This window comes from Paenibacillus sp. Z3-2 (genome assembly GCF_054161325.1).
Genome location: NZ_CP096397.1, coordinates 1,194,758 through 1,221,591, shown reverse-complemented (window position 1 = coordinate 1,221,591; position 26,834 = coordinate 1,194,758). Strand labels below are relative to the sequence as shown.

Genomic DNA, 26,834 nt, shown 5'->3' with positions numbered 1-26,834 from the left:
CCTTCTCTACAGCTTCCATGCATGGTTCTGTACAATATAGACGGAAGAACCTCCCGAAACCTCTCACTTTATCCAAAAAAAAGAATTCGCCCTTATCGGCGAAGCCGAATGGGTGAACTCTGCATACACATATGTTAATTCCGCAGAATGATTCTCTCTATAGATGACCTTGAAGCTGCACTTGTTCTTGCCTTTAATCTTCCCTGTTCTTCTCTGCAACAAAATCAGCAAGCTGTGAATAGATCGCCACAATCTCATCCATGGACATACGCACGAGTCCACTGGACGACGGAGCGACGAACTCCTGAATTTCCTTGACGACAGGGGCGTCCTGGAATCCCCATTGCACTTTGGCACGCTTACTGTACTGGGTGTATACCCCTTTCCCGACAAAACAGGCGATGTCTGGTCGGTATTTCTCCAGCTTTTGCCGTAGAATCTGTCGTCCTTCTGCATACTCTTCCTTCGTAATATCCTCCATGCCTCTGGTGGGCCGGGCTACAATATTCGTGAATCCATATCCCAGCTTCAGCAACTCCCCATCCTCTTGTGCATCATATAAACGAGGGGTCAATCCCGACCGTTCAAGAATGCGCCAGAAACGGTTGCCCTTGTAGGCATAGTGGTGTCCGGTTTCACCTGACGTAATGCTCGGATTAAATCCGATAAACAGAATGGATAAACCAACATCCAGATGATCTGGAATCATAATGGGAGACCCCCTTATCTTTTTACTCAATTTACGCTTTCAACTGTGTATAAAATGATATAATAAGCAAAGCATTTTCGAAATCGGATTGAAATTTTCATGAAAAAGGAAGCTGAACTGATGATTGCAGACATCATGCTTGAAGTCGTCCTGCCCGTCTTTCTCCTGATCGCCGTCGGGTCCTGGATGCAAAAGGTGTTCAAGCTGGACTTGTACACACTCGCCAAAATCAATTTCTATTGTATTACCCCCGCAGCCGTCTTTATGAGCATGTATCACTCCGATATGTCGGGCGAACTGCTCGGGACCGTGACACTCTTTTACGCAATATATGTATTGATTCTTTATATTGTAGGTTCTATATTTGCGCGCTCACTTCGGATGAATAAAGGCATGAAGGCTGCCTTCAACAACAGTATTATGCTGGATAACGCAGGCAACTATGGACTGCCCATCAATGCACTGGTATTCCGCGGTGATCCACTGGCCTCTTCTATTCAGGCGCTGGTTATGTCTTTACAGGCATTGCTGACGTTCACCTATGGCGTGTTGTCCATTCAGGGCGCGAAGCTCAAAGGCAATTATCGTGCGGTAATTATTGGATTTCTTAAAATGCCCGTTCCGTATGCGCTCTTGCTGGGGATTCTGTTCCACATGTGGAAGTTTCCCTTGCCTACGTTCCTGTCCATGCCGCTGACCTATGCACAGCAAAGTATGGTTGCCGTGGCGCTTCTGACACTCGGAGCACAGATTGTTAAATATCCGATCAGGCTATACCGTCTTGATGTGTATATTAGCACATTTTTGCGCCTTCTGATTGGCCCGGCTATCGGGATTTCGATTGTGCTACTGCTTGGATTGGAAGGTATCGCTGCACAGGCACTCATTATCGCTTCAGGTATGCCTACCGGTGTTAACGCATCCATCCTGGCGGAAGAATACGATAATGAGCCCGATTTTGCAGCCCAGACAGTACTGATCTCAACGTTGCTCAATATCATTACGATTACGGCACTGATCTCTTATGCCAAAACGTTCTGAACAAAAAAACAAGTCCATGACCCATGAACAGGGTTGTGGGCTTGTTTTTTTGAAGTGCTAAAACTATGATTCAAACGTCGTTCGTTCCGGGAACTTGCCGCCTTCCCTGAATAAACATCGTACCAGTCGCTGTGCGGCTCGGTTAAAGAAAAAACTCGGACTGACCCCATCCACCTGGACAGGTTCCAGTTCCCTCACACTTTCCTTGATCTTATTCATCTCAATGAGCCCCATCTTTCGCTCATTCGGTCCGAATCGATAAATAACCTTCTCATCGTCCTCTGTTTGTTTCACCAAAAGAATCATGGATGTCATACAGGTTACCCCCTATCGTTACGTTATGAGATACCAGTAATCGCTTGCCTACTATAATTATTACCCAGATTCTAGTGGAAGGATATAGGACTTAAGTTAGTTATACCAAAATTAAATATCCTGATTTAAAGATTCTCCAGAATGAGTCATAAGGCTTACAAATACCCTGTTTGTACTATCCCCCTGGATAGTCACTGTCATGAAAGTGCGTACTGCCCAAGTTATTTTTCTCCGTTTATACTAACCTTATCTTGAATTCCAAAGGAGAGAAACATATATGTCTACAACTCAAATCTATAGCCACGGTGTCCCGTGGGAAGAAGCATTCAGTGTGGCTCAGGGATACAGCGTTAACGGTATGATCTATATTGCAGGACAATTTTCGCATGATATGCAGGGAACGTTTATCGGCGTGGATGATATTGAAGCACAAGTTCGCCAGACACTGGATAACTTGGATCGCGTGCTCGCCGCATTCGATGTGACCAAGTCGAACATTGCTGAACTGGAGATTTTCTTGGTTCACCCGCAGGAGCATCTTGAGCCATGTGTTGCTGTGTATAAAGAGTATATTGGTACTCATCGTCCGGCTGTTACGATGGTTGGCACATCGGGGCTGGCCTTCCCTCATCAACTGATTGAGATTCGCGCCGTTGCACATACCAACTGATTCGGAAAATCCCTACCGCTCCAGCACAAAGCAAAACGATTTGATAAGGTACTCGCTTTAGCGAAGTTCATACAAAAAAAACAGGGTCGGATAATCTCCGAACCTGCTTCATCATTTATTATTCCTTTACTTTCACCGTTAGCGTATTACCGGATGAAGTGAGGGATGCTCCAAGCCCTTCTACCAAAACTCTGAGCGGAATGTACGTTGTTCCCTTAATTGCTTTGGGTGCTGCCTGTAGGGTGACCTCTTTCCCGTTCACCTTCACCTTTTTGCTGCCCAAGGTAAAGATTAGCTTGTACTTATCTTTGGTAACAGTAATGGTTTGGGTCTTACTGTCCCAAGACGTTTTGGCTTTCATCCCTTTGGCCATCTCACGCAGAGGTACGAGATTTGTGTTATTCATTACAATTGGAGACTCCGTAAAAATAACCTTGGAACCATTCACCTTCACCTGCACAGAAGACGTGATATATTCCGGTTTAGGAGTTACTTTCTTTTGGGTTGCAGTTGAAGACTTGTTACTTTTCTTGGTACTTCCTGAACTGGATGAACTTGAAGAGGAAGATTTGGAACTCGAAGAAGAACCTCCGTTGTGATAGTGATATTCCCCTTGTTTCAACCCCCATTTTGCACAGTTGGTTCGACAGGTGTGTCCTCCATTCGCATCTGTTCTTCCCGGATGGGCAGACGCAACAGTGGCAAAAATCATAAAAATGGCAAGCAAACTACTCATTACTTTGAACCGCATAGGGATAACCTCCAGCAATTAGTTTTGCCAAAGTATCATACCATAATTACCCATACAATATAGGTGAATACATAAAATTATTTTCACATAACAGAATATAACCGCAGGTCTAGCCACTCTGACTCCAGCGAAAGCTGTATCAACATACAACTTCCTCCCCCTTATTCCTCTTCGCCCCATACCTCTTGCAATGCAAATCGAAAAATCCGGTCCAATTCTTCAAATTGAATTATTTGCTCATTCTTCATCTGTCCAGCCAGTCGTTCAAAATGCTCAATCTTCTCCGCCAAAAAAGCCTGTATTGCTGGAAGCTGCGGCTCCAGATCCAGTTCCTCGCCCGCCTTTTTTCGGCGCAGCAATTCATGAATCTCCGTATATAGCGGTGTAGTCGCAGGTACAAGTTCTTGCACCAGTTCTTCGAATGCCATCGGTGGCATCGCATCATAACGTTCGATCCAGCCACAAGCCAGTAAGGGGCGCAGCACGTAAAAATACTTTTTGATCTTCACCTGCTCACCTTGTAAATAATCCCGAAAATTGCCCTTTGCCATATTCAGATAATGATACATACAGGATTTGGGCGAGAAGGTCAACGGTGACAGCGCACGGATATGCTGTGCCACGCTATACTGTTCATCATACTGAATGGGTGATTGCAGCCACTCCAGCAGTGGTGGATTGGATTTGCGAAACAGCTTCAACGCCTTGCGCAGATCCCAACCATTGATGTCGAGCTGATCACTGATTGGGCGTTCAATGACATCCCTGCGATCCTCAATGGACAAATACCATTCCAGCGGTCTTACATACAAGAAACGCACATCATAATCACTGTCCTGTGAAGGAAACCCCCACGCCCGACTGCCGGATTCACAGGCATAGATAATTCGTACCTGCTCCTCCTGTTCAATCTGCTTCAATTGTTGCCTGATCGTATCTTTCATTTCTTCATGAATAAAGGTCATGTCAATTACCTCCTTTAGAAACAAATACATTACTTTATGTATCACTGATTCCTATTCCCTTTTCGCATTGTTCACCAGATCGATTAAACGTGTGCCCCCGCCTCGCTCATACCCTCATTATGACCCACGCATGGTACATACGAACATGGCAGAAGTATGGCGACGAATCAATTTCATCTAAATTATCATTTACCTTCATAAGTTTAAATGAAACCTGCCACTCATCCTGCTACAATGAAGGGATAACAAGGAGTGAACGTTCATGGCAAGAGAGAGTTTTGACAAAGAAATTCAGTTCTTACGCATGTTATCCCTAACAAGCGGTGCGTATAACCGCAAACAGTATGCCGAGCGGCTTGGCATATCCGTACATACCTTTGACAAAACCAATCGCAGATTAAAAGACATCATGCAGAGCGTCACTGACCCGCGTTCAGGTGCTGAAGCAAGCAGGGAAATGGCTGATCTCGTCCGCTTCCAGTACGGAGAATCCGCGGAACCTATGCTGCTCTTCCTCTTCCGCGCCAAGTCGATGAAAGAGACTGAAGTTCAGCGACTTTCTGTCCTTTTGCATACCCTACAAGATAAAGCCCTGACCGCGATGGAACTGCTGGATGCTTGCTGTGCTGATCTGCTGGAGGATCTGGCGTTACCTGACGAGAAAACCATTCGCTCTGATCTGAAGTATCTGGAAGAGGTTGGAGTCATCCGAAAAGAGCCCGGTGGCAGACCTTATCGATATGCCTTGCAACAGGATGTCCTTACCGAATTAACGGTGGAGGAACAGCTGGAGTTATATGATTTTGTGGATATGATGGCGAACACTCAGGTTCCATCCGTACAAGGGTACTTATTACGGGATAGTCTGAAGAAAGTCATTACGGCAAGTTATCCGCAAGAAGAAGCTACCGAGCCCTATATCTATAAGTATCACTATTATTCTCGTATCCTGGATGAAGCTCACCTCTACACGCTGCTTGGTGCGATTCGCCAGCGTAAACGTGTGCAGTTCTTGTACTTTTCACCCAAAAAACCATCCAGCTACAGTTCACAGAATACGAATCCGCGCTTTGAACGGGAACCAGGCGGACGATCCAACCGGATCGTGCCGCTTGAAGTGGTCTATGACCATCAGTATGGTCGTTGGTACGTGATTGGATATCAGGGTCGCCGCGGCTTTGTGAAATTCCGCATGGAAGGTATCACACAGCTAGAGGAACAGGATTCAATAGAAGAAGAAGAATATATGCTCGAATTGAAGCAACAATGGATCGACATCAGTCGCTACAGTTGGCTCGTGGATACGGGGAATACCGTGACGGTTCAAGCTCGCTTTTTCCACCCGGTGCGTGGTCAGCGCAATTTCATCCTGGATCGGGTTCGTCTGCAAGGTCAATGGGGCAAGATTATACCCGAAACGGATCATACCTTTCTATACGAAATTCAGGTCAATGGTACCACCGAGATCAAACCGTGGTTGCGAAGTTTTGGTTCAAGCTGCGAAATAATCACCCCTCAGAGACTACGCCAGGAGATGACCAAGGAATGGAAGGAGATTGCGGAATATTATGAACCTGTTCGAGAAGATGTTCAATTACCAGATGATGACGCGATTGAATGAAACCGGACTGTTCACCTGGACCTCACAGGAAAGGGCCTGGCTTCGCATGATGCTGGATCACCCTGCTGCGAGAGAAGCGCTGAGCCCTGTAACGTTGGATAAAATGCACAACATGCTGCATGATGAGCAGGACCTGAACCTTCAGGATTACCTGACCGAGAAAGCCAAAAGCGAAGAAAACAGTGTCTCTCATCCACTACTTAGACAGTTACGGCTAATCATCCTCCATCACCAGGGATTTCGACTGATCGGTCGCGTCCGCAATGGACGCACCAGTCAGGATGAATTCGGCTTCCCGTATAAACTGGAGTATTCCATGGTCAAAAAAGAATGGTACGTGCTCTGGTACGCCCCTCGCTTCGACAAACTCATGTCCACCAAGCTGCACAGCATCGTTTCCGTGGAAGCCCAACCGGTTGACCCGGATACCGCTTCTGGCTACACTGCCCGAATTGATGCGATTACGGAGAAGCGTAAAACGACCATCACCATCGAAGTATTACCCGAGTTCAATCAGGAGCTGTCCCGAATCCTCTATGCCTTCTCCTGCTTCGAGAAGCAGGTCGAGTATATGGAAGCCCAGCAGACATATCGGATCGAGCTGACCGTCCCGCGGAATGAGATGGACTATGTCTTATCCAAGATGCGTTTTCTGGGCAAACGGGTTCGAATCGCTGACCACACGGTGCTGCGGGAGCGGATGTCCGAGACAGCTGCGAAGGCATTGGCCCGTTATGCGCAAGCTGAACCTGATCAGAATTCTGAACGCATGCGAGGCGTCATACCGCACCAGCATGACGATGAACCTCGCGTGAACGCGGATGGTCATTGATTTTATGAGAGTGCGTTAACCATGCCTATTGGTCAAAAGAAAACCCATCTACGCAAACAAGGTCTGGATGACATCAACCAGACCTTGTTCATCTATTCCTGTGAAACTGCCTGTGAACCCCATGATTCTGTACTACGTTCCACCACTGCTGGCAGCCGAATTCCGTCTTTTATTAATCGCGTGCACGCCCATGACCACTGCAATTAATTCATACGTATCCAGTTGTTCCGACTGGTTGTCTAATACGAATGCCCCGGAACTAAACCAGCCGCTGGTGCGACGGAAACTGGCCACGATGCGGCCACCACTGCCGCTTATATCATATTCCTGCGAAAATGCTGGAGCAGACACATCATACGTTCCGCGTGATCCTGCGTCATATTCATACTTTTTGCTAAAGAAATTGAACCTCGCCCGAAGCACACCCAGATGTCTCCCATCTGCTGCAGTGATGTCCCAACGATTGGTTAACATGCGGAATTTGCCGCTGCAAACCAATCCCGAGTTATCTGATACATCGAGCGAAGAGCCAAAGACACTTTTCAAATCCAGATGCCCTGCCTGTTCCTGATTCGGATTCATAATCTCGGTGTAACCCGCATTAAAAAAGTTATCCCTGAAGTATAATTCCATAACGATTTCTCCTTTCCCATTACATGTTCTTTTCGTTAAACATAACTCTGAATTCGCACTTCTACACCCATTTTATCTATATTTACGTGTAATTAATGGGATTGGATTCAAAAGGTGGATACTTCCAGAATGTAAAAAAACGAGCAACCTAGGCTGCTCGCATCATGTGACCCTTGGATCAGACTTCAACTTTTTTGTTGTTCAGGTAGATGGTTGCCCACACCAAGAGAACGGCTACGATGATTTCAAATATAGTACTTCCCCACATGCCATCTGACCATAATACGCCATTGGCCGTGATGGAGATCCCCGTGCTTTCTTCGGTAAACTGGAACACCTCGTTTGGATTAAAGCGCCCTGTCATAATAATATTCTCCAACCAGCCAATCACATTAACGAGGACAAAGAATGCAACGATTCCGATCCATGGCCCAGTTTTCCAACGGAAACTGCCTGCAATCGAGATCGAAAGGAAGATGATAACGGTCATGAATACTAAAACCCATGCACCAAACAGCAACAACGTAAGAACATCCGAAACATGTATGCCTGAAAAATAGGTAGCCAAGTTCAGTCCGAGCTTCATTGAGATATAGATGTAGGCATGAATTGCAGATACAATGACTAGCCCCAACCCGCAGAGGGCTCCAAAGATCAAAGGAGACAACACATGTGACAGGCCTGTTACGGGTAATAAGCGGCGATTATACGAGCGAATATTGGACGAATATGTTTTGATCATTTTCACATAAATAGCCACACCTACTCCAACATAACCCATGATGCCAATCACAAGCCCTGTGACCTCAGACATGAAAAGGGATATTGCCACTTGAGCAATAATCAATATGACTAGCCCCGCCAGCAGTACATTCCAATTTCTTCTAAAGTCATACTTCAATAATGTCATCATTCTGCATAGACCTCCTTGAACATCTCATCCACACTTTTTCCATACTTCAGACGGAGCGTTTCCACTTCTTCCCGCATCACTAATTGACCTTCACGAATGAAGACCACTTCATCAAAAATCCGTTCGATATCATTCACAAGATGCGTGGAGATGATGAGACTGCTGTCTTCATCATAGAATTTGACGATCGCATCCAGAATCTTGCCACGCGCAACCGGGTCTACTCCGCCAATAGGTTCATCCAGCAAATACAGACGAGCCTTACGAGATAGCGCCAGTGTTAGTTGTAGTCGTTCATTCATACCTTTGGACAGATGCCGTACCTGGTCACTCTCGACAAGGTTCATGAAGTCCAGCATCTCCCGTGCCTTCTCTTCATCAAAATCAGCATAGAAATCGCGGTAGTACGCAATCGCATCCCGCACTTTCATCCATTTCTCGGTCAATGGACGATCCGGCATGAATGAAACCAGCGCCTTCGTCTCCAAACCGACAGGCTTGCCTGTGACTTGAATCGTTCCGCTGCTAGGATGCAACAAACCTGCGACCAGCTTCATCAGGGTACTCTTTCCACTGCCATTGCTGCCCAGCAGACCTACGATGCGTCCTGGTGCAATATCCAGCGTAATGTTACTGAGTGCTTTCTTACTGCCATATGTCTTATTAATCTGATTCAGTTCAAGGATGTTACTCATGCGTTGTTCCTCCCTTTCCTTCCGCAACGGCATCGGCTACGATGGATAAGATATCCTGCTCTTCAATCCCCAGTTCCTGCATTCCGGTCAGAAAGCGTTCCAGCAATTCACCGGCCATCTCTTTTTTGATCGTCATAATCTTCCGCTCCTCACTGGTCACGTATCTGCCCAAGCCCCGTTTGGTTTCAACCACTTCTTCCCGCTCAAGCTCCTGAAATGTCCGTTGTACTGTATTGGGATTGATCTGTAGTTCAGCCGCCAGTTCACGAACTGAAGGAATTTTGTCACCTGCCTGAAGTGTTCCGGTCACAATCTGTCTTTTGATGTACTGCATGATCTGCAGATAAATCGGTAAGTTATTATCAAATTCCATAGTCACAAAGCTCTCGCTCCTCTCTGTACTTGTGTGTTAGTTACATAGTACACTAGTGAAATAGCATTGTAAAGCCCATTGTTTAAAAATATTTGCTTAGCATGCGAAAGCTTCAGCGATCTGTTTATTTGAATAACTTTAACTTTGTATATAAGCATGGACACAAAAAAGAGCAGATCGTGTAGACCTGCTCCGCATGACTTATTATTCGTATTTCGTCTTATTTTACACGATATCTAAAGATACCTTGCCTTTAGGCGCAGGGAAAGCCTCATCCAATCGGGTTAACTCCTCTTGTGTCAAAACGATATTCACTGCTGCCGCATTGTCTGCCACATGGTTGAGCTGTACTGCCTTGGGAATCGCCAGCACATCTCCGTACCTGATCACCCAGGCTAATGCGATCTGGGAAGTCGTGACTCCTCGACCCTGTGCAATCTCCCGAATGACCGGATGCTCCAACAATTCATTTCGAAGTCTGCCACCCTGGGCCAGTGGACAATACGCCATGACCGGAACACGTCGTTCCCGCATCCACGGAAGTAGATCGTGTTCAATACCACGAGAAGCTGCATGGTACAGCACCTGATTCACCATGCAGTGCGAACCTTCCGGCAACCTCCATAACTCCTGCATATCCCTTGTATCCAGGTTTGAGACACCCCAACGCAGGATTTTACCGGCTTGCTTCAATTGTTCTAAGGCCTGAACCGTCTCTTCGAGTGGTATTCCTCCACGCCAGTGGAGCAAGTACAGATCCAGACGATCTGTACCAAGACGCGTGAGACTACGCTCACAGGCCGTAATCATCTGCTTGCGATCCGCATGATGGGGATACACTTTGGATACGAGAAATACTTCGTCACGACAGCCCGAGATGGCCTTTCCCGTAACGACTTCCGCCCCGCCTTCTGCGTACATCTCCGCCGTATCAATCACGGTCATTCCCAGTTCAATACCGGAACGCAGTGCCCGTGCTTCTTCTTCCTGACTGGATTGCTTCTCTCCCATGTTCCATGTCCCTTGTCCTATCGCAGGTAGGGCAGTTCCATCTGGAAGCAGAATCGTGCGTGTCTGATCACCATGCATCATCTATATTCCTCCATTCTGAAGATTCTATGGACATTGCGACCTCTCTAACGACGACTATACGAATCATGAATCATGTTATCGCTCACATGTCTCCAGTGACTCATTATCATAATATACAATTGATCCAGTGGCAAAGTGAGACTACTTTGAGCAACACTAATCGTCGCATCGAAATATTGCTGTTGACCGTCATCAACTTGCGTTTCATCCCGTTCTGGCGATCCAAAAAAGCTTTCTCATCCCGCAATTTGATCCCAATCATTTTCTGTCCCATTAATTCATACATAAAAATATTCTCAACGTCTCTCCATGCCACTGCTCCTCCTGCAGTATAAGAGGATGAATCCACAAACCCGCGCTCATCGACTACAAAAGAAGGCTCCTTCTTAATCATCTTTACCAGACTGTAGCAGAAACATAGCCCTCCTTCATTACGCTTATTGTCCTGCCCTTTGCTTTCCGTTAATATAAATGGAAAGGTTAGGGAATTATCCGATTCTAATTCATGGTGGGAGGACAAACAATGAATACTCAGCGCGGCATAACATCGGAAGATCTTTATCAGATTACATGGGTTAACGATCCAACTCCGTCCCCTCTAGGCGGACAACTGGTATATGTAAGCCGGAAAACGAATGAAGCACGTGACGGTTATTGTTCTCACCTTAGACTCCTGCATCTGGACAGTCGAAAGGATAGACCTTTTACCTCTGGTGAGAAGGATCATTCCCCTGCCTGGTCGCCAGATGGGTCCCAGATTGCCTTTTTAAGAGAGGTTGATGGGAAATCCCAAGTGTGGATCATCGCATCAGATGGCGGAGAAGCACAGCAAATCAGTCACCTGAAACATGGCGTCAGTTCCCTGCTCTGGTCACCAGATGGTCATACCATACTTGTGAAATCATCCGTGGATATGAGCGGACAAGAAGAATTAGAACATACAGATCCTGTAGAGGATAAACCTAAACTGCTGCAAGAACATGTCGTAGATCGGATTCGCATGAAGTCAGATGCCAGTGGATTATGGAACGGTAGACGTTCCCGCCTCTTCGCTCTCGCACCGATCGATGCGGAACCACTTCCTGTAACTACAGGTCATTATGACGTTGGTGATTACGCCTGGTCACCGGACGGAACATCCATCGCATGGATTGCGCAGATGCCCGAAGAAGGCGAGAATCATAACGATTACACCCTAACCAATCATGTGTACCTTGCCAAGGCAGACGGATCGGATGTACAGCAGCTGACCCCGGAAGGATATACGTTCAGCCGGCTGGTCTATGCACCAGATGGACAATCTCTGGCACTGCTCGCCAGTGACCGTTCCTATGGAAATGCCACGCTTGTGAAGCTGTACACCCTTCCCATTTCAGGTGGTGAGCTCGTATGTCTGAGCACCGATTGGGACGTACAGTTGAATCACAGCATTGTCGGCGACATGCGATCACATCAGACAACCACAGGGCCTGTATTCAGTCGGGATGGTTCGTCCATCCTGTGTCTAGCAACCATACATGGTAGTGTCCGCATCGCCAGATTCGCACGAGACGGCAGCAGTGCCGACTATATATGGCCTGACGAGCGGGAGATTTATCAGTTTGCGGAGTTGGACAACGGGAAAATCGTTGCTGCTGTAGCCGATACGCAAAATCCTGGTGATCTCTATGTGTATGAGCAACCAGAAGATTCCGGAGTAGAGCCGATTCAGCTCACCCGCAGCAATCCGCAGCTTGAGGATGAAATCCATCTCAGCACGCCAGAGACCTTCTGGTTCAATTCCTCGGATGGCCTGCGGTTGCAAGGATGGATCATGAAACCTCATGGCATGGTCGATGGGGTCAAAATCCCGACCATTCTGGAGATTCATGGCGGCCCGCACATGATGTATGGTTTTACATTTATGCACGAGTTCCAGATGCTTGCGGCTCAAGGGTACGCTGTCTTTTACATTAATCCACGCGGGGGACTCGGATACGGACAGCAGTTTGTAGATGCCTGTCGTGGAGATTACGGCGGTGGCGATTATCGCGATCTTATGGAAAGTGTAGACCACGCCCTGTCCCAATATGAGTTTATTGATGAATCCAGGCTGGGCGTAACCGGTGGCAGTTATGGAGGTTTCATGACCAACTGGATTGTTGGGCACACCGATCGTTTCAAGGCCGCTGTTACCCAGCGTTCGATCTCCAACTGGCTATCCTTCTACGGTGTCAGTGACATTGGATATTTCTTCACGGAAGACCAGATTGGCGGTAACGCGTGGGAAGACACGGAAAAACTGTGGAAGCACTCCCCGCTCGCTTATGTCGGCAACGTGAACACGCCGCTGCTCATTTTACATGGCGAACAGGATCTACGGTGTCCGATTGAACAGGCCGAGCAGTTGTTCATTGCACTGAAAAGACGCAAGCAGACCACAAGGCTTGTTCGTTTCCCAGGCGCCAACCACGAGTTGTCCCGTGGAGGTCACCCTCACTTGAGGGTACGCCGTCTGGAGCATATTGCCGGATGGTTTAACGAGTACCTATAATGAACTGTTAGTTCAGAGTATGGAACCAGATATGGATTCAACCCTAAAAGCCGCCCAATGAAATCTGTTGCGATTTCAACGGGCGACTTTTGCTTTTCGCCTGCTATAGGGGTACGAGCCTATTCGGATAACAGTCCGTTGTTCCATCAAATGTTAGCATTATAATAGCATCCGGTGAGAGGTTATAAACGATAAATGGACAAAACAGGACCAGGGGCGTACAAAATTAGTCTTTGTTGTATTCCCGTTGCTCTTTCGCTCGTTAAGTTGTTCTTATATGCATAAAGTCCCGAATTTCGGATCATACATATGAAGCTAATCCTGCACGTTCATGAGTTGCTAAATTAACCAATGTATTAGATAATTATTTGTCGATTGTGGTCGAGGAACGGAAATTCAAGGAGGATTAATACGATGAACAACAACAATAACAGTACATTTGACCAGTCTATTAACCGGATTTCTACCGGATCTGAGAAATGGGATGCACTTGAGGATATCTTCGGCGCTGCTGATGCGCTTCCGATGTGGGTTGCCGATATGGATTTCGCTGCTCCACCATCCGTCATTCAGGCCCTGCAAACACGGATGGAGCACGGAATCTTTGGTTACACGGTGCGGACAGGGGCATATCATGCAGCCGTAGCAGGTTGGATGGAACGGCGCCACAACTGGAAAATTAACGATGACTGGATCGTATTCACTCCCGGTATTGTGCCTGCACTCAGCATTGCTGTACAACGGTTCACCGATCCGGGAGATGCCGTGGTTATCCAAACTCCGGTGTATGCTCCCTTCTATGAAGTGGTACGTGGTCAAGGCCGTGAACTGATCACGAACCCTTTAATAGAAAATGATGGTCATTACACGATGGATCTGGAACAACTGGAATCCAGCTTGCAGACGGGTCGGGTCAAAATGCTGATTCTGTGCAGTCCTCATAATCCGGTTGGACGTGTATGGACTCGTGAGGAACTTGAAGGGCTTACGTCACTGTGTCTGCAATATAACGTACTGATGGTTTCAGATGAAATCCATGCTGATCTTGTTCATCAGCGCGGAGCTCATACACCGCTGACCCTGATCTCGGACGCCGTCTCTGACCTAAGCATCATCTGTACGGCTCCAAGCAAAACGTTCAATATTCCTGGCCTCAGCACATCCAATATCATCATCCCTAATGCCAAGTTGCGTGAATCGTTCGCGCAGGGTGTGAAAACGATGGGACTTGCCAGTATCAGTACACTGGGAGCAGTCGCAACCGAAGCCGCATACAACGGTGCCGAGGACTGGCTGGATGAGTGTCTTGCATATATCCGTGGAAATATGAAGTATGTACAGCAGTATGTTGCGGAACACATGCCACAGATTAAAATGCATCTGCCCGAAGCGACCTATCTGCTATGGATGGATTTTCGGGAGCTGAATATCCCACATGCACAACTATGCAACATGCTTCTTCATGAAGCGGGGCTTGCTTTCAATGACGGAAGTTTCTTCGGAACAGAAGGAACAGGATTCATGCGCATTAATGTAGCCTGTCCACGTTCTACGGTTGAAGAGGCGATGCGGAGATTATCTGTGCTGGTGAACAAACTGTCGGACAATTAAGCTATACGTCATATCTATCTACAGTGCTCATGAATAGGAAAAAGGGTGCCCCCAAAGTCATATCCATGTTTATATTCATGGTTAATGACTGCAGGGACACCCTTTTTTTTGTATTGAATGACTTTATAGACTCAAACAACTACAGTGACGTGGGCATCGGAACAATTCTGTCACATAGCCTGTCCAGCAAATCGCGATCATGGCTTATGATCAATAGCCCCAGATTACGCTGGCGAGCCACCTCCATCACGGTATGCCAGATCTGTGCCTGAGTGATCGCATCCAGCATCGTCGTCATCTCATCTGCGATCACGTAACGTGTCGCTGTGCCGAGTGCCCGCGCCACACAGAAACGTTGCAGCTCTCCACCGGATAATTCACCCGGCCTGCGGTCCAGCCAGGTTGGCTGGATACCCAAGGCTTCGAGCAAATGCTCATCCTGCACAGACGCCTCCTGGAGCACGCGACGCATTCGCCAGCGTGGGTTCACCGCCTTCTCCGGGTGCTGGAATACCAGCTGAACCGGACATGCTCCCGTGCGAGGGAGTGGTTGACCATCCAGAAGTACTTGTCCTGTCACAGGTTCGGCATATCCTGCAAGGATGCGTCCAAGGCTTGTTTTGCCACAGCCACTAGGTCCCCACAAGCCAACCGCTTCTCCCTGTTGCACCTGCATGTTCATCTGCTCGATTACCCATGATTTCTGATCGTAACGATAACTTGCCTCCCGTGCTTCAAGTGACATGAAAACACCTCACTTCTCCGCCCCGTACCTTACGAAGCTCTGGACGTTCGCGGGTACATGCAGCGGTTGCTGCGTTGCATCGGGGTGCAAATGAACATCCCACTGTAATCTCTTGACCCGCCAACGGCTGGGAGCCTGGAAGCGGCTGAAATCCATTCTGTGGCAGTGCATTCCAGAGCGCTTTCGTATATGGATGACGCAGACGTTCTCCATTCCCCGTAAAATCATCAACCTGCGCCGTCTCTACATTGGCCCCCGCGTAAAATACAGCGATGCGATCCGCTGCCGTCAGCGCTGTCGTGACGTCATGAGTAATCCACAGAATGCCTACACCTTGATCTGCAAGTTCGCGAAATTGCTTCATTGTCTCGGCCAGCACTTCAGGATGAATGCCTGGTGTCGGCTCATCAGCAATGATCAGCTTGGGCTGACCCGTGGTCGCTGTCGCCATCAGCACCCGCCTTGCCATACCTCCGGACAACTCAAAAGGGTATTTCCCGGCTGTTCCTTGAGGAAGGCGATATCGCTCGGTCAGCTCCTGCTCCGTCTTTTTCAAGTGGGATCGAGTCATGAATCTGCGCTTCCGTCCCGAATCTCGGGTTACCGGCTGAACTTGTCTTCCCACCTTCATCAACGGGTCCAAATAACTGACGGATTGCGGGATTAACACTAGTTCTCCTCCACGCAATTGAAGTTGCCGCTCCATCGTCAAAGGTTTCTCCGCATAGCTAATGCTGCCTTCCATCTTGGCATTGGCAGGCAGAATGCCCATAATGGCCTGTGCCAGCACACTTTTGCCTGATCCGCTTGCGCCTACAACAGCCATAATCTCCCCCTTATGTACGGAAAGATCCAGATTCTGAATGACATACGTCTGTTCATGCCCAAACCATCCACGAGCACGCCGAAATGACACCGACACTCCTTCAATATCAAGCAGAGCCATGTTTACCTCACCTCCCTCGAACTACCTGTACCCGTCAAAGTCTTCAGACTATTGCCCAATACATCAAACGCGCGAACAACCAGCAACAGCACGAGTCCCGGGAAAAAGGCAAGCCACCACATGCCAGCAGATAAATATCTCATCGACTCTGACAAAATAATTCCGATGGCCGGTTGTTGCGGGGACAACCCCAGCCCCAGAAACGTAATGGCTGCCTCATGCAGAATCGCATGAGGGAAAATTAACAGCACGCCCACGAACAGCTGCGGAACTAAATGCGGCAACATATGCTGCATGGCAATGCGTAATCGGGATTGGCCCAACTTATGTGAAATCTGAATATACTCTGCGGATTTCAGTTGAATCATCTCCGCTCGGACAATCCGTGCCAGATTCGGCCAATGCGTCAGCGCGATTGCTGCCGCCACTCCTGCCAGACCTCCACCGAATACAAAAGCCAGCATCACCAGCGATACCAGATGAGGCACACTCAGGAACAGGTCGATGATCCATGAGATTACCCGGTCAGCAACCTTGCTGGAAGCCGCCCCCAGACCCAGCATTAGTGCGATCAGTCCACCACCACACGCTGCAAGCAATCCAACTTGAATGCTGGTTGCCAATCCTTTTAACGTGCGCACGAACATATCTCTTCCGAGCCAGTCAGTGCCAAATGGATGTTCCCAGGCAGGAGCCATATTCCGATCCATTAATGAGGTTAGGGTAGAACCAGCGGGAAGCAGCCTGCCCGTCAACCACACGATGACAATCCAGATCAATGCAAAGCTTCCCCAGATCACAGCCCTTTGGCGAGGATTGCGAAAAGGTTGGTTGCTGATACCCGCATAACCTTTTCTTGTTTGGCTTGTTAGTAACCCCGTATGAATGTTGTACCGTACCTCTTGATTCGCCGTTTTCACTTTCTGTACTTCGGCTGTTTCTGCCGTCTGCTCGGAGGCGCGTTCGATCATCTGCTTCATGACATCAGCTCCTCCTTCATCCGTGGATCGATCATACGATACAGAATGTCAGCCACCATATTACCTGTAAAAACAAAAATTGCACTGCACATTACAAGTCCGAGCAGCAGTGGAACGTCACCGCGCAACCCCGCTTGGACCGTTGCCTGACCAAGCCCAGGGTACGAGAATACCTGTTCAGCCAACACGGCTCCCCCGAACAGTTCACTGAACGAAGCAAACTGCAGGGTGATAGCCGGCAAAACAACATGTCTGAACCCATGTCGACGAAAAAGCTGAAACCCTCGCTCACCTCGTGCTCTCGCGAACAGAATATAATCCGACTCCAGCACATCCGTAAGCTTCTGCCGGGTATGCAAAGCGATCGAAGCTACCCCGGTCAGGCTGAGGGTCAACGCTGGCAAAATCATATGAACAGCCCGATCTCCCCATGTCACCTGATCAGCCGACATCCCTGCGGGTACTCCAAGGCCAACTGGAAGCCATCCGAGCCAAACCCCAAATACCATGAGCAACAACAACGCAATCCAGAATACCGGCGTGGAGGCCAGCGTATAACAATACCAGCAGATCAGGCGATCCAGCTTCGAATCCCGTCTCATGGCAGCAACTACGCCAAGGGTGAACCCAATGATACCTGACAGTATCCAGGCTACAGCCATAAGCGCTACAGAATTCATGAATCGCTCCTGAATGATATCTGCTACAGGTTGTCTGTAAATCATTGATGTTCCCAAATCTCCCTGAATCAGCGCTTGTCCCCAGGTTAGCAATCGTTCTGTAGGGGAATCATTCAATCCCCACCGTTCTTCGATAAGACTGCGCTGTTCGGCGCTTACCCGGATCATGTCTCCGCCAATGTAAGCCTCGATCGGGTCCACAGGAGAAAATTGCATTAATATAAAAGACAATACACTGACTCCAACCAATAGAGATAAGAGTCTCAACATTTTAAAACCAACAAATCTGGCCCATCCATCCCTGCCTGTCATCCCAATCTCTCCCCATTTCAGGCTAAAGCTTACCGCTTCGTTTCCAACTTCGTACTGTTATCCCACGACCATTCCTCCAGATTGGATGTCACCGGCCAACCGTGACCATGGGGATGGATCTGTTGTTCGCCAATGTTCAGGCCATTCGTAACCAGATACAGATGATCTATGTTCACGAGCCACGCCCATGAGGCATCCCCCTGATAACTGAAACCTGTTGTTCCATCCCATTCCGCTTTCTGCCAGAACGGCAATGCCTCTTCTTCACTGGTTGCCTGAAGGGCCTTCTCCATCCATGAATCCACGACAGGATTACTGTACAGTCCCACATTGTAATACCCTTCTCCCTTGTGGGTGCTGCTATAGAGGTTATAGGTCTCTATGGGGTCATGACTGCCCCAGCCAAATAATACAGCGTTGGAGTACGCCAACTTTTTCGTGTCTTCACGGCTTTTGCCTTCAACATTGATTTTGATTCCAGCTTGGGCAACCATATCCGCAGCAGCCAGCGCCAGAGATTGTCTTGTTAAATCACCTGCAAAATAAAGCAGATTGAATTCGGCCTTGATGCCGTTTTTCTCAACGATACCGTCACTGTCCGTATCTACCCAGCCGCCAGCCGCCAAAATCCGCTTTGCTTCTTCGAGATTCGCATCCGCAAATACAGCTTCCGCATTGCTCCAAGGCAGATCATCACTGACGGAATAAGCTGGACGACCGTATCCCTCCAGTACACCCTCAACCAAAGCCTTGCGATCAATCACGACATTTACCGCTTGGCGAATCGCCAGATCGGACGTCACATCATTTCCTGCGGGAAGACCCTCGCCCGATTTGGCACCAGCAGGCTGCATGGGAAACATGATGCCCCGGTTATCTACGGTTTTCACGGCCTCCAATGTCATGCCATTCACCTGTTGCTTGCTAAACGCTGCCGGAATAGCAGCGATATCCACCGTACCTGCCTGCGCAGCGGCGTAGGCTGCATCTTCATCCAGATACAGGAACGTGAGTTTGCGGAACATGGACTTGTTTCCGTAATATTCTACATTGGCCTCAACGATGGCCTGTTGTCCTTTGTCCCACTGAACCAGCTTGTACGGTCCCGAACCGACCGGATGTTCTGCATAATCGGCACCATAGGCGTGCTCAGGCACAATGCCAAGTGTCGTCAGCAGACTAATAAACGTGGACTGCGGCGTCTTCAGTGTAAAAACGACCGTTCTATCATCGGGTGCCTGCACATCAGCCAGATTGGTTAAATCAATCACAGATCCGCTCTTGGCAGCTGTATCAAACGTAAATTCAACATCCTCTGCTGTAAGTGGCTCGCCATCAGAGAACTTCACATCATCTCGAAGCGTAACTGTCCATTCCAGACCATCTTCACTAACAGAATAGGTAGTTGCCAGATCGTTAACCAGTTGCAGCTTGGCATCCCTCTTCAGCAAGGTACTCTGGAAAAGTGGCGAACCATATTGCCCCCATCCAGTTGTCGGATCAAATCCGCCTTCCGGCTCCGTGCCTACGGCAAGTACCAATTCGTCTTTGGTTGGGGTACTCCCCGGTTGCCCATTCTCTGTTGATGACGCTGGTGGCGCTGTCCCCTGTGCACAACCAGATAATCCAATGGAACATATAAGCAGAATGCCTAATCCTGTTCTAGCTGTTCGTTTTCTCCATCTCCATGAAAATGTCCCCATTTTCGCCGTTCCCCCTCTACATGTGCACTGCACCTATTCATTTCGTGTTACTTTTTACGAAAATTGTAGCACAAATGTCAAAACATATGTCAACAAAGTTAACTTCTTAATCCATATATTTCCATATTTTAGATGAAAAACCTGATATTTATATCATTAAGGATTTCGATCATTCTCTAAAGTCAGGTATTATAACAAATAACAAAAAAACAGACGGTTGGTATCTAACCAACCGTCTGTTTTGATTACATTCGCTATTTTTTTTAAAATCGCACTCGTATTTTTCCTAATCTGCATGACGATGATGATTGTGATTATGAGCATGAGCCAGTTTATTGAGTTCATCCACATAAGTCACGGACAGTTCCGCATACAATACACCTTTTTGCACCTGAATCTGTTGATGAAGATGACGCAGCCTTCCCAGGTTTCCCCGTACAGCAATAACTTCCAGACACTGGTCATGATTCAGATGCACATGCATATTGGAAATGATGTCATGATGCGCCTCATGCTGAAGCTCCATTAAGCGAATAGGAAGATCACTGATATGGTGATCATAGACCATTACAATGGTACCCGCCACATCCTGATCGGATTGCAGTACGGAAGGTTGAAGTAATGTTTTTCGAACAAGGTCACGAAAAGCCTCGGATCGGTTTTTGTATCCCTGTTCCTCAATATACTGGTCAAACTGCTCAATTAGAGGTGTAGGAAACGCTACCCCGAACCGCGTCAAATCTTCTTTATCTGCCATGCTTCTCCTCCTGCGCCCTCATTTGCTTCGAGTGTACCACAGTCTTGTCTGCTCATCGACTATACTGCTGCATAAAACGTACAGCCGAATGCATCGCCTGTTGTCCAGCTTCACTCTCCAGATCAAATTGATAATCATGTCCCAGCTTCTGTGATGAGGTCGAGAAAAACAAGGTTTCCGCATCGACATCAAGTCGCTTCAAGACTTGTGCCAGTTCAACCGATTGACTGGTCAACGGGTCATCATTGCCTGAGGTAATAAATGCAGGCGGGTACTCTGTTGTGGCTTGAAGCACGGTCGACATTTCATCCAAACGTGGATAGTCTTCAAATGTTTTGATTCCTGTATATGACCAGAGAAAGGCCCGGATGAGCGGAAAACCTGTATTGGCTACGGTACTTAGATTATAGGGACCACAGAATAGAAGGACCCCACGTAACTCCTCCGGCTGGGCGGTTGGCGTTATATTCATCAGCTTGGCAAGGGATGGATTTGTCACCACCGCTGCGGTCTGACTTGCAATCTGGGCACCAGCCGAGTTGCCTGCGAGAAATATGTTTTCCGGGTCACCCTGAAACTCACTGGCATGGTTCTTCACGTAAGTCAAAGCCTGATTCGTCTGAATCACGGGAATGGGATATTTCGTATCCGGTGCGAGCGCATAATTCATACTGACGACAACATAACCCTGTTTGGCTAATTGTACCGCATAATCTGCAATATCCTCTTTGTTACCCAAGACCCATCCACCGCCATGAACCCACAGCACTACAGGCAGAGGTTCCGATGTTACGGAAGGATAATAGATATCCAGCGTACTGCCATTACGACCTTCGTCTGCATAGGGTACATCCGCAATACGAGTTATCCCTTCCGAGATCCCAGTGTCCTTGCCGTTCGTGTCCGGACTAGCAATCTCAATGAATGATTTTAATAAAAATACCGTTATTTTCGGTGTCCATTGTGTACCAACTCCAATAAAACCTATGATTAAAATTAGTACAACGCTGGGAATCCAGTAGCGTTTACGTTTAAAACCTCTCGTCCCCGCACGTTTCTTTTCCAACTTTGGCTGCAATAGCTTCACCTCATTTCATCATCCTTGAAGCGCCTTCACATCTAAAGTGGTGTACGTTAGGGAGAGAACCGGGTTTCCTCTTATTTGGGTCTCTTCGCGATTTCCTGTCTGACTTTCACGTATGTAGTGGATACTTTTTGCTCCAGTGTGTGGATATTTTGTTTCGAACCTGCCCACTTCTCCGCTGCAGAAGCCAAGGTGTTCAATGAGCTGAGTACACGTGACGTTTGGCCCTGCTTTGTGCTCTGTTTGAACTGTTGCAGGGCGTTTGAATATCGTTCTTTCGCCAGACTCACCTGTTTTTTAGCCGTTTGAATCTGTTTCTTCGCCGTGTCGGCCGCTGCTAGCATAGCGCGTAAACGTTTAACTTCAGCGGTCTTCCGTTTACGTGCTTCGGCAAGCTCCTTTTTCTTGATCCGAATGTCTTCTCTGGCAAGCTGCACAACCGGTTTCAACGTCTCTGCTTGCGTGCGGATGGCTGCACTCCATTCCTTATTTTTGATGGCTTTGGCTGCATCCAGCTGTCTATTGACTGAACTGTACAGGGCGAATAGCGGTTCATATCGGGCTTGGGTCTGCTTTACCTTTTCAGCTAGAGCTGCGACCTTCGCATCATCGGTTTGCCTTATTTCTACACGCAATCGCTCCAATTCCGCGGTATTGGCGGCATGAACTGTCTTTATTTTTTGTTCCCACGCCTGCTCTTGTGTCTTCCAGTTCCCTACTTTCTCGTACGCTTGCTTCAGCGTTAACTTGGTTTGTTCATCAGCCTTGTTCAGAACGGAGTCCCAAGCTTTCTGCGCTGTTACGCCAAGATCAATGCCCGCAGCCTCGGCTGCCGAAGCAAAATAGATCGTGCCTGCGCTGAACAGAATCACAAGCACTAGGAGAAAGCGTGACCTCACTATAAGATGGGTGAATGATCGCAATCGGTCCAGGTTGCCTTGCCTTTGATCCATCATACGATTATCGCTACCCTCTGTTGGAGAAGGACAACATACTGTTCCCTCCTGGTCAGTTATCATTTCCTTCCACACTGCTGTTTGCATGCATTCCTACACCCTTTCTTCAAAATAGTTGGAAGATATTAAGCCGTCTGATCCTCTGTGCTGTGCATTTCGAGCAACTCCACCTCCTTTTCCTCGCAGCAGAAACAGCTAACGATATCAGCGAACGACAAAAAAGCACCCGCAAGTCAGGCATTTGCCTGCTCTTACGGGTGCTTCCCTCATAAGCCGTTCCATATGAGATTCGACTGATCGAGTCGCTCGAACCTTACTCTTCCTAATATATTCCATTCGCTGAATAAGGTCAAGTAGATCTAGTCTCAATGGTTGAATAGCAGACCTTCGATCAACGGAGAACCCTTCCCGCTTATAGTTAACAATTGATGCAACTCAGCTCATTGATTGACCAAAATAGCTTTCATCTCCTCGGTCAGATCCTCTTCTTTCAGCATCATGTAGATGTTCGGTCCACTTACCGAGTTCAGCTTAATTTGATAGACCGTATCCTGATCGGTGTAAAAACCGGATCTTTGGCGAAGGAGCAGATCGCTGATTATTTTTTTGTTTTTGGTAGCGACCTGTCTGTTGCCATCGATATTTACATCCACAAAATTAGGTTCAGGATACACCATTCTGTATTTACCGGGATTATCGATCTCCTGTTTAACAAATTGGGCAGAAGCCATATCCTCAGCCGATACCGTAAGTTGATCATAGAGATTGTGCTGTTTGAGCCATTCCATCAAGCGGCCATAGCTTGCCTTGAACTGATAGCTCGCACTGTGGTTCGGTCGATCCAGCTTCTCTTTTGGGGATGCTTCATCAAGATAATCCTGGTAGACCTCTACCGAAGCGAACGACTCCCAAGAGGATAGCTGGTCATCATAAGTCTGGTTGAGTATTTCAGACTTCAACAGTACCTTGAATTCGCGAATCAGCTGCGGATCGCTAATGAATACTTTACGCTCCGAGTTGAGACTGGATCGAATGCCAATACTGCGAACATCTTCATCCAGTGCATAGGTGCCATAGGTCGTTGATTTATAATCTTCCCACTGTTTCACCTCTGCTAATTCCTGCCTGAATTCCTCTTCGGGAATCTGATACCTACGTGTCATCGTTTTCCCATTATTGAGTTGGTAGTCGATCAATACATATTCATCGTTACTTCTGTTCTGATTGCGTACTCTTTCGAGCAAAGGCAGATCGGAGTGCACAATTTTCTGATGAAGTGCAAGCACGGCATCCACATAACCCGGAGTATCGGAATAAAACGGGCCTTCATCCAGCTTTACACTTGTTCCATTCACATAGATGTAATGGTCTCCTCCCAGTCGTACCGTTTGTACATTTTCCTTTGAGGGCACATTATTAGCATATCCGTTCCAATCAGCTACAGGGATATACAGAATTAATCCTGCCACGATGCCATATAATGCAAACCGGGGGAGTAACCTGCTGCTCCAGATGAGCCATGTTTTACGTATAATCATCTCAGCGCCAATATAACCAACCACTCCACCGAGCAGATAACCAAAGATACCCCATACACCTGACCCTTCAGGAGCAATTCTGGTAAAGTAGGCACCTCCTAACAATACCAAGGTGAACATGAATCCAAAACGGAAGATGGGTTTGACGATCCTGAACGTAATAGCTTGTGTCGCCGACTCTACATGTCTTCTCGCATACAGCACATAACACAACACGAAGAGTATACAAGTTACGGCCGCATAAATTCCTAATTCTCCCCAGTCTGGAGGATTATAACCCATGGAGCTCATTCGGAAGAGCAAGGATGTTTTTTCCATGTTAAAGTTACTCGAATTATTGTACGGAAAGCCGAGTAAGTAACGTTGTAAATGAAGCTCATACACTCCCCAGAAGATCACCGGAATTAATATTAGACCAAAAACTGTAAGTCCTTGCAGAATAGATTGGCCTATACACATCCCCACGGCAACCGTCAGGGTGAACATAAACAATGAGAAAATGCTCATCGTCACGCCCCACATCCAGATATCATGACCACTGAAAATATAGGATGGTTGATCGAGAACCGCCCATACCCACCCTGTAATCCCGGTAGTTATCCAGATCGGAAGCAGAATCATAGCGTATCCCGTCAGCATATTCATCGTTAACAGATGTTTACGCTGCAACGGCAGACTGTGGTATAAGTCCGCAGGCGCACCAGTTTGAATATAGCGGAAGAGAAGTAAAGCTATGGCGACAGGAAAGGTCAACGCAAATAGCAGATGAATTTCATTGGCCTGAAACAGACTGGTGATTTCCAGAGGTACTTCTATATATTGTGTTCCAATATATAAAGGTAACGAGAACAACAATGTGATCAGGTAGAGGATACCTATCCATCCATGCTGTCTGAAATTTTGGATCAGGATGCCCCGGTTACAGAACAATCGGTTGAATATCATACCCTGCGTCCTCCATTTCATAGATAAAGATTTCTTCAAGCGTCAAAGGCAGTACATCCAGCAGATACGGATCATGTATACGGAATTGATCCGTTACCTGTTGTCGGTTGCCTTTGACAATGTACAGGGATACGCTTCCCCGTTTCTCTTCATGCAAAATATCAATCTGCTCCTCCATGGCTTTGGCATGGTCCGGATGGCGGAAAGCAACCTGGATTTTATGCGTATCCGCCTTCAGATCATCGAGATCCTTCTCTACAATAATTCGGCCTTTATGCATAATCGCCACATGGTCACACAGATCTTCGATCTCACGCAAATTGTGGGACGAGATGACAATGGTTACTTGACGCTCAGCTGCTTCTTGGAACAGCAAGTTTTTAATCTGCTGACGCATGACGGGGTCAAGGCCATCAATCGGCTCATCCATCAGCAGCACTTCAGGCATACAGCTAAGTCCCAGCCATACGGCTGCCTGACGGCGCATGCCTTTGGACATGCGATGCAGCTTGCGTTTTACATCCAGTTTGAACACGGTAGCCAGTTGCTTGAACCGTTCCTCATTCCAGCGCGGATATACGGAACGATAAAATGCAGCCATCTGAGTAATTGAAGATTGCGGGAAAAAGTAGGGCGAATCTGCCATGAAAATTGTGCGGCCTTTGAGATCCATATTTTCATAAATTTCAGTATCCTCGATACGAACAGTTCCGCTGTCCTGACGGTAAATGCCTGCTATCATTTTGAGCAGCGATGTCTTGCCTGCCCCGTTGGAACCGAGCAAACCATAGATCGATCCCTTATGTATGTGCATCGTTACCCCATCCACTGCCTTCTCCTGTTCAAACGCTTTGACGACTTGATTCAGCTCAATCATGAGGCTCCTCCTTCTCTATACGGGCCATCGCTTCCTCAAACAAAAGCGTCATATCTGCCTTGGTCAAACCGGAATACGAAGCTTCCGCAATCAGCTTCACCAGAGACTCTCTGATCTCATCTCTCATGGCTTCATTCGGATGTTCCACAGACGATGATACGAAGCTCCCCTTTCCCTGCAAAGAATAAATGTAACCTTCACGCTCAAGCTCACGATATGCCTTCTGAATCGTATTCGGATTCACAGTCAGCTGCGTGGATAATGCACGAACGGAAGGAAGCTGCTCATCAGGTTTAAGAATTCCGTATACGATCATTTCTTTGACTTTGTCCACCAGTTGCTCGTAGATCGCCTTACGGCTGCGTACATCTAATTCGAACATCCCGCACCTCCTTTCGAAAAATGTGTTTATGAGTGTAGCCAACGTCAAGGTGTATTAACTGTACTACTATTATTAATACAGTAGAACAAGATTGTCAACAGTTGACTTTGACTTATGGTTTTATTCGGAGTACGTTAAAGAGAGATAGAACATATGGTTAATTAGACATATCGAG

Annotated in this window: 27 protein-coding genes; 6 read left to right on the top strand and 21 right to left on the bottom strand. The window is 47.5% G+C overall.

Translation table 11 applies throughout. The features are described from left to right. Positions 1-193: 193 nt before the first annotated feature. Positions 194-709 (bottom strand): mismatch-specific DNA-glycosylase, encoded by a 516-nt coding sequence (locus tag M1D71_RS05245; protein ID WP_458125552.1) that lies wholly within the window; start codon positions 707-709, stop codon positions 194-196. A 120-nt stretch (positions 710-829) separates the two neighbouring features. Between M1D71_RS05245 and M1D71_RS05240 the strand changes: the two genes are divergently transcribed. Then, complete coding sequence (locus tag M1D71_RS05240; RefSeq protein ID WP_458127174.1) at positions 830-1,750, top strand: AEC family transporter; 921 nt, start codon at positions 830-832, stop codon at positions 1,748-1,750. Positions 1,751-1,813: 63 nt separating this feature from the next. Here the strand turns inward: M1D71_RS05240 and M1D71_RS05235 are convergent, their stop codons facing one another. Next, positions 1,814-2,065, bottom strand: a complete 252-nt coding sequence (locus tag M1D71_RS05235) for a hypothetical protein (protein ID WP_458125551.1) — start codon at positions 2,063-2,065, stop codon at positions 1,814-1,816. 277 nt (positions 2,066-2,342) lie between these two features. On the opposite strand from M1D71_RS05235, the gene M1D71_RS05230 reads away from it, so the two are divergent. Next, a complete protein-coding gene (locus M1D71_RS05230; RefSeq protein ID WP_458125550.1) occupies positions 2,343-2,735 on the top strand; it encodes a RidA family protein in 393 nt (130 codons plus the stop codon). Between the two features lie 118 nt (positions 2,736-2,853). Here M1D71_RS05230 and M1D71_RS05225 read toward each other — a convergent pair whose 3' ends face one another. Both M1D71_RS05225 and M1D71_RS05220 read right to left on the bottom strand, forming a co-directional pair. Then, positions 2,854-3,486 (bottom strand): stalk domain-containing protein, encoded by a 633-nt coding sequence (locus M1D71_RS05225; RefSeq protein ID WP_458125549.1) that lies wholly within the window; start codon positions 3,484-3,486, stop codon positions 2,854-2,856. 161 nt (positions 3,487-3,647) lie between these two features. Next, complete coding sequence (locus M1D71_RS05220; protein WP_458125548.1) at positions 3,648-4,451, bottom strand: nucleotidyltransferase domain-containing protein; 804 nt, start codon at positions 4,449-4,451, stop codon at positions 3,648-3,650. A 262-nt stretch (positions 4,452-4,713) separates the two neighbouring features. On the opposite strand from M1D71_RS05220, the gene M1D71_RS05215 reads away from it, so the two are divergent. Both M1D71_RS05215 and M1D71_RS05210 read left to right on the top strand, forming a co-directional pair. After that, complete coding sequence (locus M1D71_RS05215) at positions 4,714-6,072, top strand: helix-turn-helix transcriptional regulator (protein WP_458125547.1); 1,359 nt, start codon at positions 4,714-4,716, stop codon at positions 6,070-6,072. Then, entirely contained in the window at positions 6,020-6,904 is an 885-nt protein-coding gene (locus tag M1D71_RS05210; protein ID WP_458125546.1) for a WYL domain-containing protein, read from the top strand. The genes M1D71_RS05215 and M1D71_RS05210 overlap by 53 nt, the downstream gene beginning before the upstream one ends. 132 nt (positions 6,905-7,036) lie before the next feature. Here M1D71_RS05210 and M1D71_RS05205 read toward each other — a convergent pair whose 3' ends face one another. The 6 genes from M1D71_RS05205 to M1D71_RS05180 all read right to left on the bottom strand — a co-directional run bounded on the left by M1D71_RS05205 (position 7,037) and on the right by M1D71_RS05180 (position 11,004). Then, positions 7,037-7,537, bottom strand: coding sequence for a hypothetical protein (locus M1D71_RS05205; RefSeq protein ID WP_458125545.1), 501 nt, complete (start codon positions 7,535-7,537; stop codon positions 7,037-7,039). A 178-nt stretch (positions 7,538-7,715) separates the two neighbouring features. Beyond that, a complete protein-coding gene (locus tag M1D71_RS05200) occupies positions 7,716-8,450 on the bottom strand; it encodes a hypothetical protein (protein WP_458125544.1) in 735 nt (244 codons plus the stop codon). Beyond that, positions 8,447-9,145: an ABC transporter ATP-binding protein gene (locus tag M1D71_RS05195; protein ID WP_458125543.1), complete on the bottom strand. Its 699-nt coding sequence runs from the start codon at positions 9,143-9,145 to the stop codon at positions 8,447-8,449. The genes M1D71_RS05200 and M1D71_RS05195 overlap by 4 nt, the downstream gene beginning before the upstream one ends. After that, complete coding sequence (locus M1D71_RS05190; protein ID WP_026081254.1) at positions 9,138-9,524, bottom strand: GntR family transcriptional regulator; 387 nt, start codon at positions 9,522-9,524, stop codon at positions 9,138-9,140. Before M1D71_RS05190 ends, M1D71_RS05195 begins: the two co-directional genes overlap by 8 nt. A gap of 219 nt (positions 9,525-9,743) precedes the next feature. Next, entirely contained in the window at positions 9,744-10,607 is an 864-nt protein-coding gene (locus tag M1D71_RS05185; RefSeq protein ID WP_458127173.1) for an aldo/keto reductase, read from the bottom strand. A 109-nt stretch (positions 10,608-10,716) separates the two neighbouring features. Next, entirely contained in the window at positions 10,717-11,004 is a 288-nt protein-coding gene (locus M1D71_RS05180; RefSeq protein WP_458125542.1) for an STM3941 family protein, read from the bottom strand. A 129-nt stretch (positions 11,005-11,133) separates the two neighbouring features. Between M1D71_RS05180 and M1D71_RS05175 the strand changes: the two genes are divergently transcribed. Together M1D71_RS05175 and M1D71_RS05170 are read left to right on the top strand one after the other, a co-directional pair. Continuing rightward, positions 11,134-13,143: a S9 family peptidase gene (locus tag M1D71_RS05175; RefSeq protein ID WP_458125541.1), complete on the top strand. Its 2,010-nt coding sequence runs from the start codon at positions 11,134-11,136 to the stop codon at positions 13,141-13,143. A gap of 414 nt (positions 13,144-13,557) precedes the next feature. Beyond that, complete coding sequence (locus tag M1D71_RS05170; protein ID WP_458125540.1) at positions 13,558-14,754, top strand: MalY/PatB family protein; 1,197 nt, start codon at positions 13,558-13,560, stop codon at positions 14,752-14,754. Between the two features lie 139 nt (positions 14,755-14,893). Here the strand turns inward: M1D71_RS05170 and M1D71_RS05165 are convergent, their stop codons facing one another. From M1D71_RS05165 to M1D71_RS05115, 11 genes are all read right to left on the bottom strand, one after another. Further along, a complete protein-coding gene (locus M1D71_RS05165) occupies positions 14,894-15,499 on the bottom strand; it encodes an ABC transporter ATP-binding protein (protein ID WP_458125539.1) in 606 nt (201 codons plus the stop codon). Continuing rightward, complete coding sequence (locus tag M1D71_RS05160; protein ID WP_458125538.1) at positions 15,489-16,445, bottom strand: ABC transporter ATP-binding protein; 957 nt, start codon at positions 16,443-16,445, stop codon at positions 15,489-15,491. The genes M1D71_RS05165 and M1D71_RS05160 overlap by 11 nt, the downstream gene beginning before the upstream one ends. 2 nt (positions 16,446-16,447) lie before the next feature. Continuing rightward, a complete protein-coding gene (locus M1D71_RS05155) occupies positions 16,448-17,425 on the bottom strand; it encodes an ABC transporter permease (RefSeq protein ID WP_458125537.1) in 978 nt (325 codons plus the stop codon). Next, entirely contained in the window at positions 17,422-18,417 is a 996-nt protein-coding gene (locus M1D71_RS05150) for an ABC transporter permease (RefSeq protein WP_458125536.1), read from the bottom strand. Before M1D71_RS05150 ends, M1D71_RS05155 begins: the two co-directional genes overlap by 4 nt. A 29-nt stretch (positions 18,418-18,446) precedes the next feature. Then, the gene (locus tag M1D71_RS05145) at positions 18,447-20,120 is read right to left on the bottom strand and encodes an ABC transporter substrate-binding protein (protein WP_458125535.1); all 1,674 of its coding nucleotides are present in this window, start codon (positions 20,118-20,120) and stop codon (positions 18,447-18,449) included. 286 nt (positions 20,121-20,406) lie between these two features. Then, positions 20,407-20,877: a nickel-responsive transcriptional regulator NikR gene (nikR, locus tag M1D71_RS05140; RefSeq protein WP_458125534.1), complete on the bottom strand. Its 471-nt coding sequence runs from the start codon at positions 20,875-20,877 to the stop codon at positions 20,407-20,409. Positions 20,878-20,929: 52 nt separating this feature from the next. Then, entirely contained in the window at positions 20,930-21,955 is a 1,026-nt protein-coding gene (locus M1D71_RS05135; protein WP_458125533.1) for an alpha/beta hydrolase, read from the bottom strand. 80 nt (positions 21,956-22,035) lie between these two features. Then, positions 22,036-23,004 (bottom strand): hypothetical protein, encoded by a 969-nt coding sequence (locus tag M1D71_RS05130; RefSeq protein ID WP_458125532.1) that lies wholly within the window; start codon positions 23,002-23,004, stop codon positions 22,036-22,038. A gap of 353 nt (positions 23,005-23,357) precedes the next feature. Further along, complete coding sequence (locus M1D71_RS05125; RefSeq protein WP_458125531.1) at positions 23,358-25,400, bottom strand: hypothetical protein; 2,043 nt, start codon at positions 25,398-25,400, stop codon at positions 23,358-23,360. Beyond that, entirely contained in the window at positions 25,375-26,277 is a 903-nt protein-coding gene (locus M1D71_RS05120) for an ABC transporter ATP-binding protein (protein ID WP_145320892.1), read from the bottom strand. Before M1D71_RS05120 ends, M1D71_RS05125 begins: the two co-directional genes overlap by 26 nt. Next, positions 26,270-26,659, bottom strand: coding sequence for a GntR family transcriptional regulator (locus M1D71_RS05115; protein WP_036606399.1), 390 nt, complete (start codon positions 26,657-26,659; stop codon positions 26,270-26,272). The genes M1D71_RS05120 and M1D71_RS05115 overlap by 8 nt, the downstream gene beginning before the upstream one ends. Positions 26,660-26,834 lie beyond the last annotated feature (175 nt).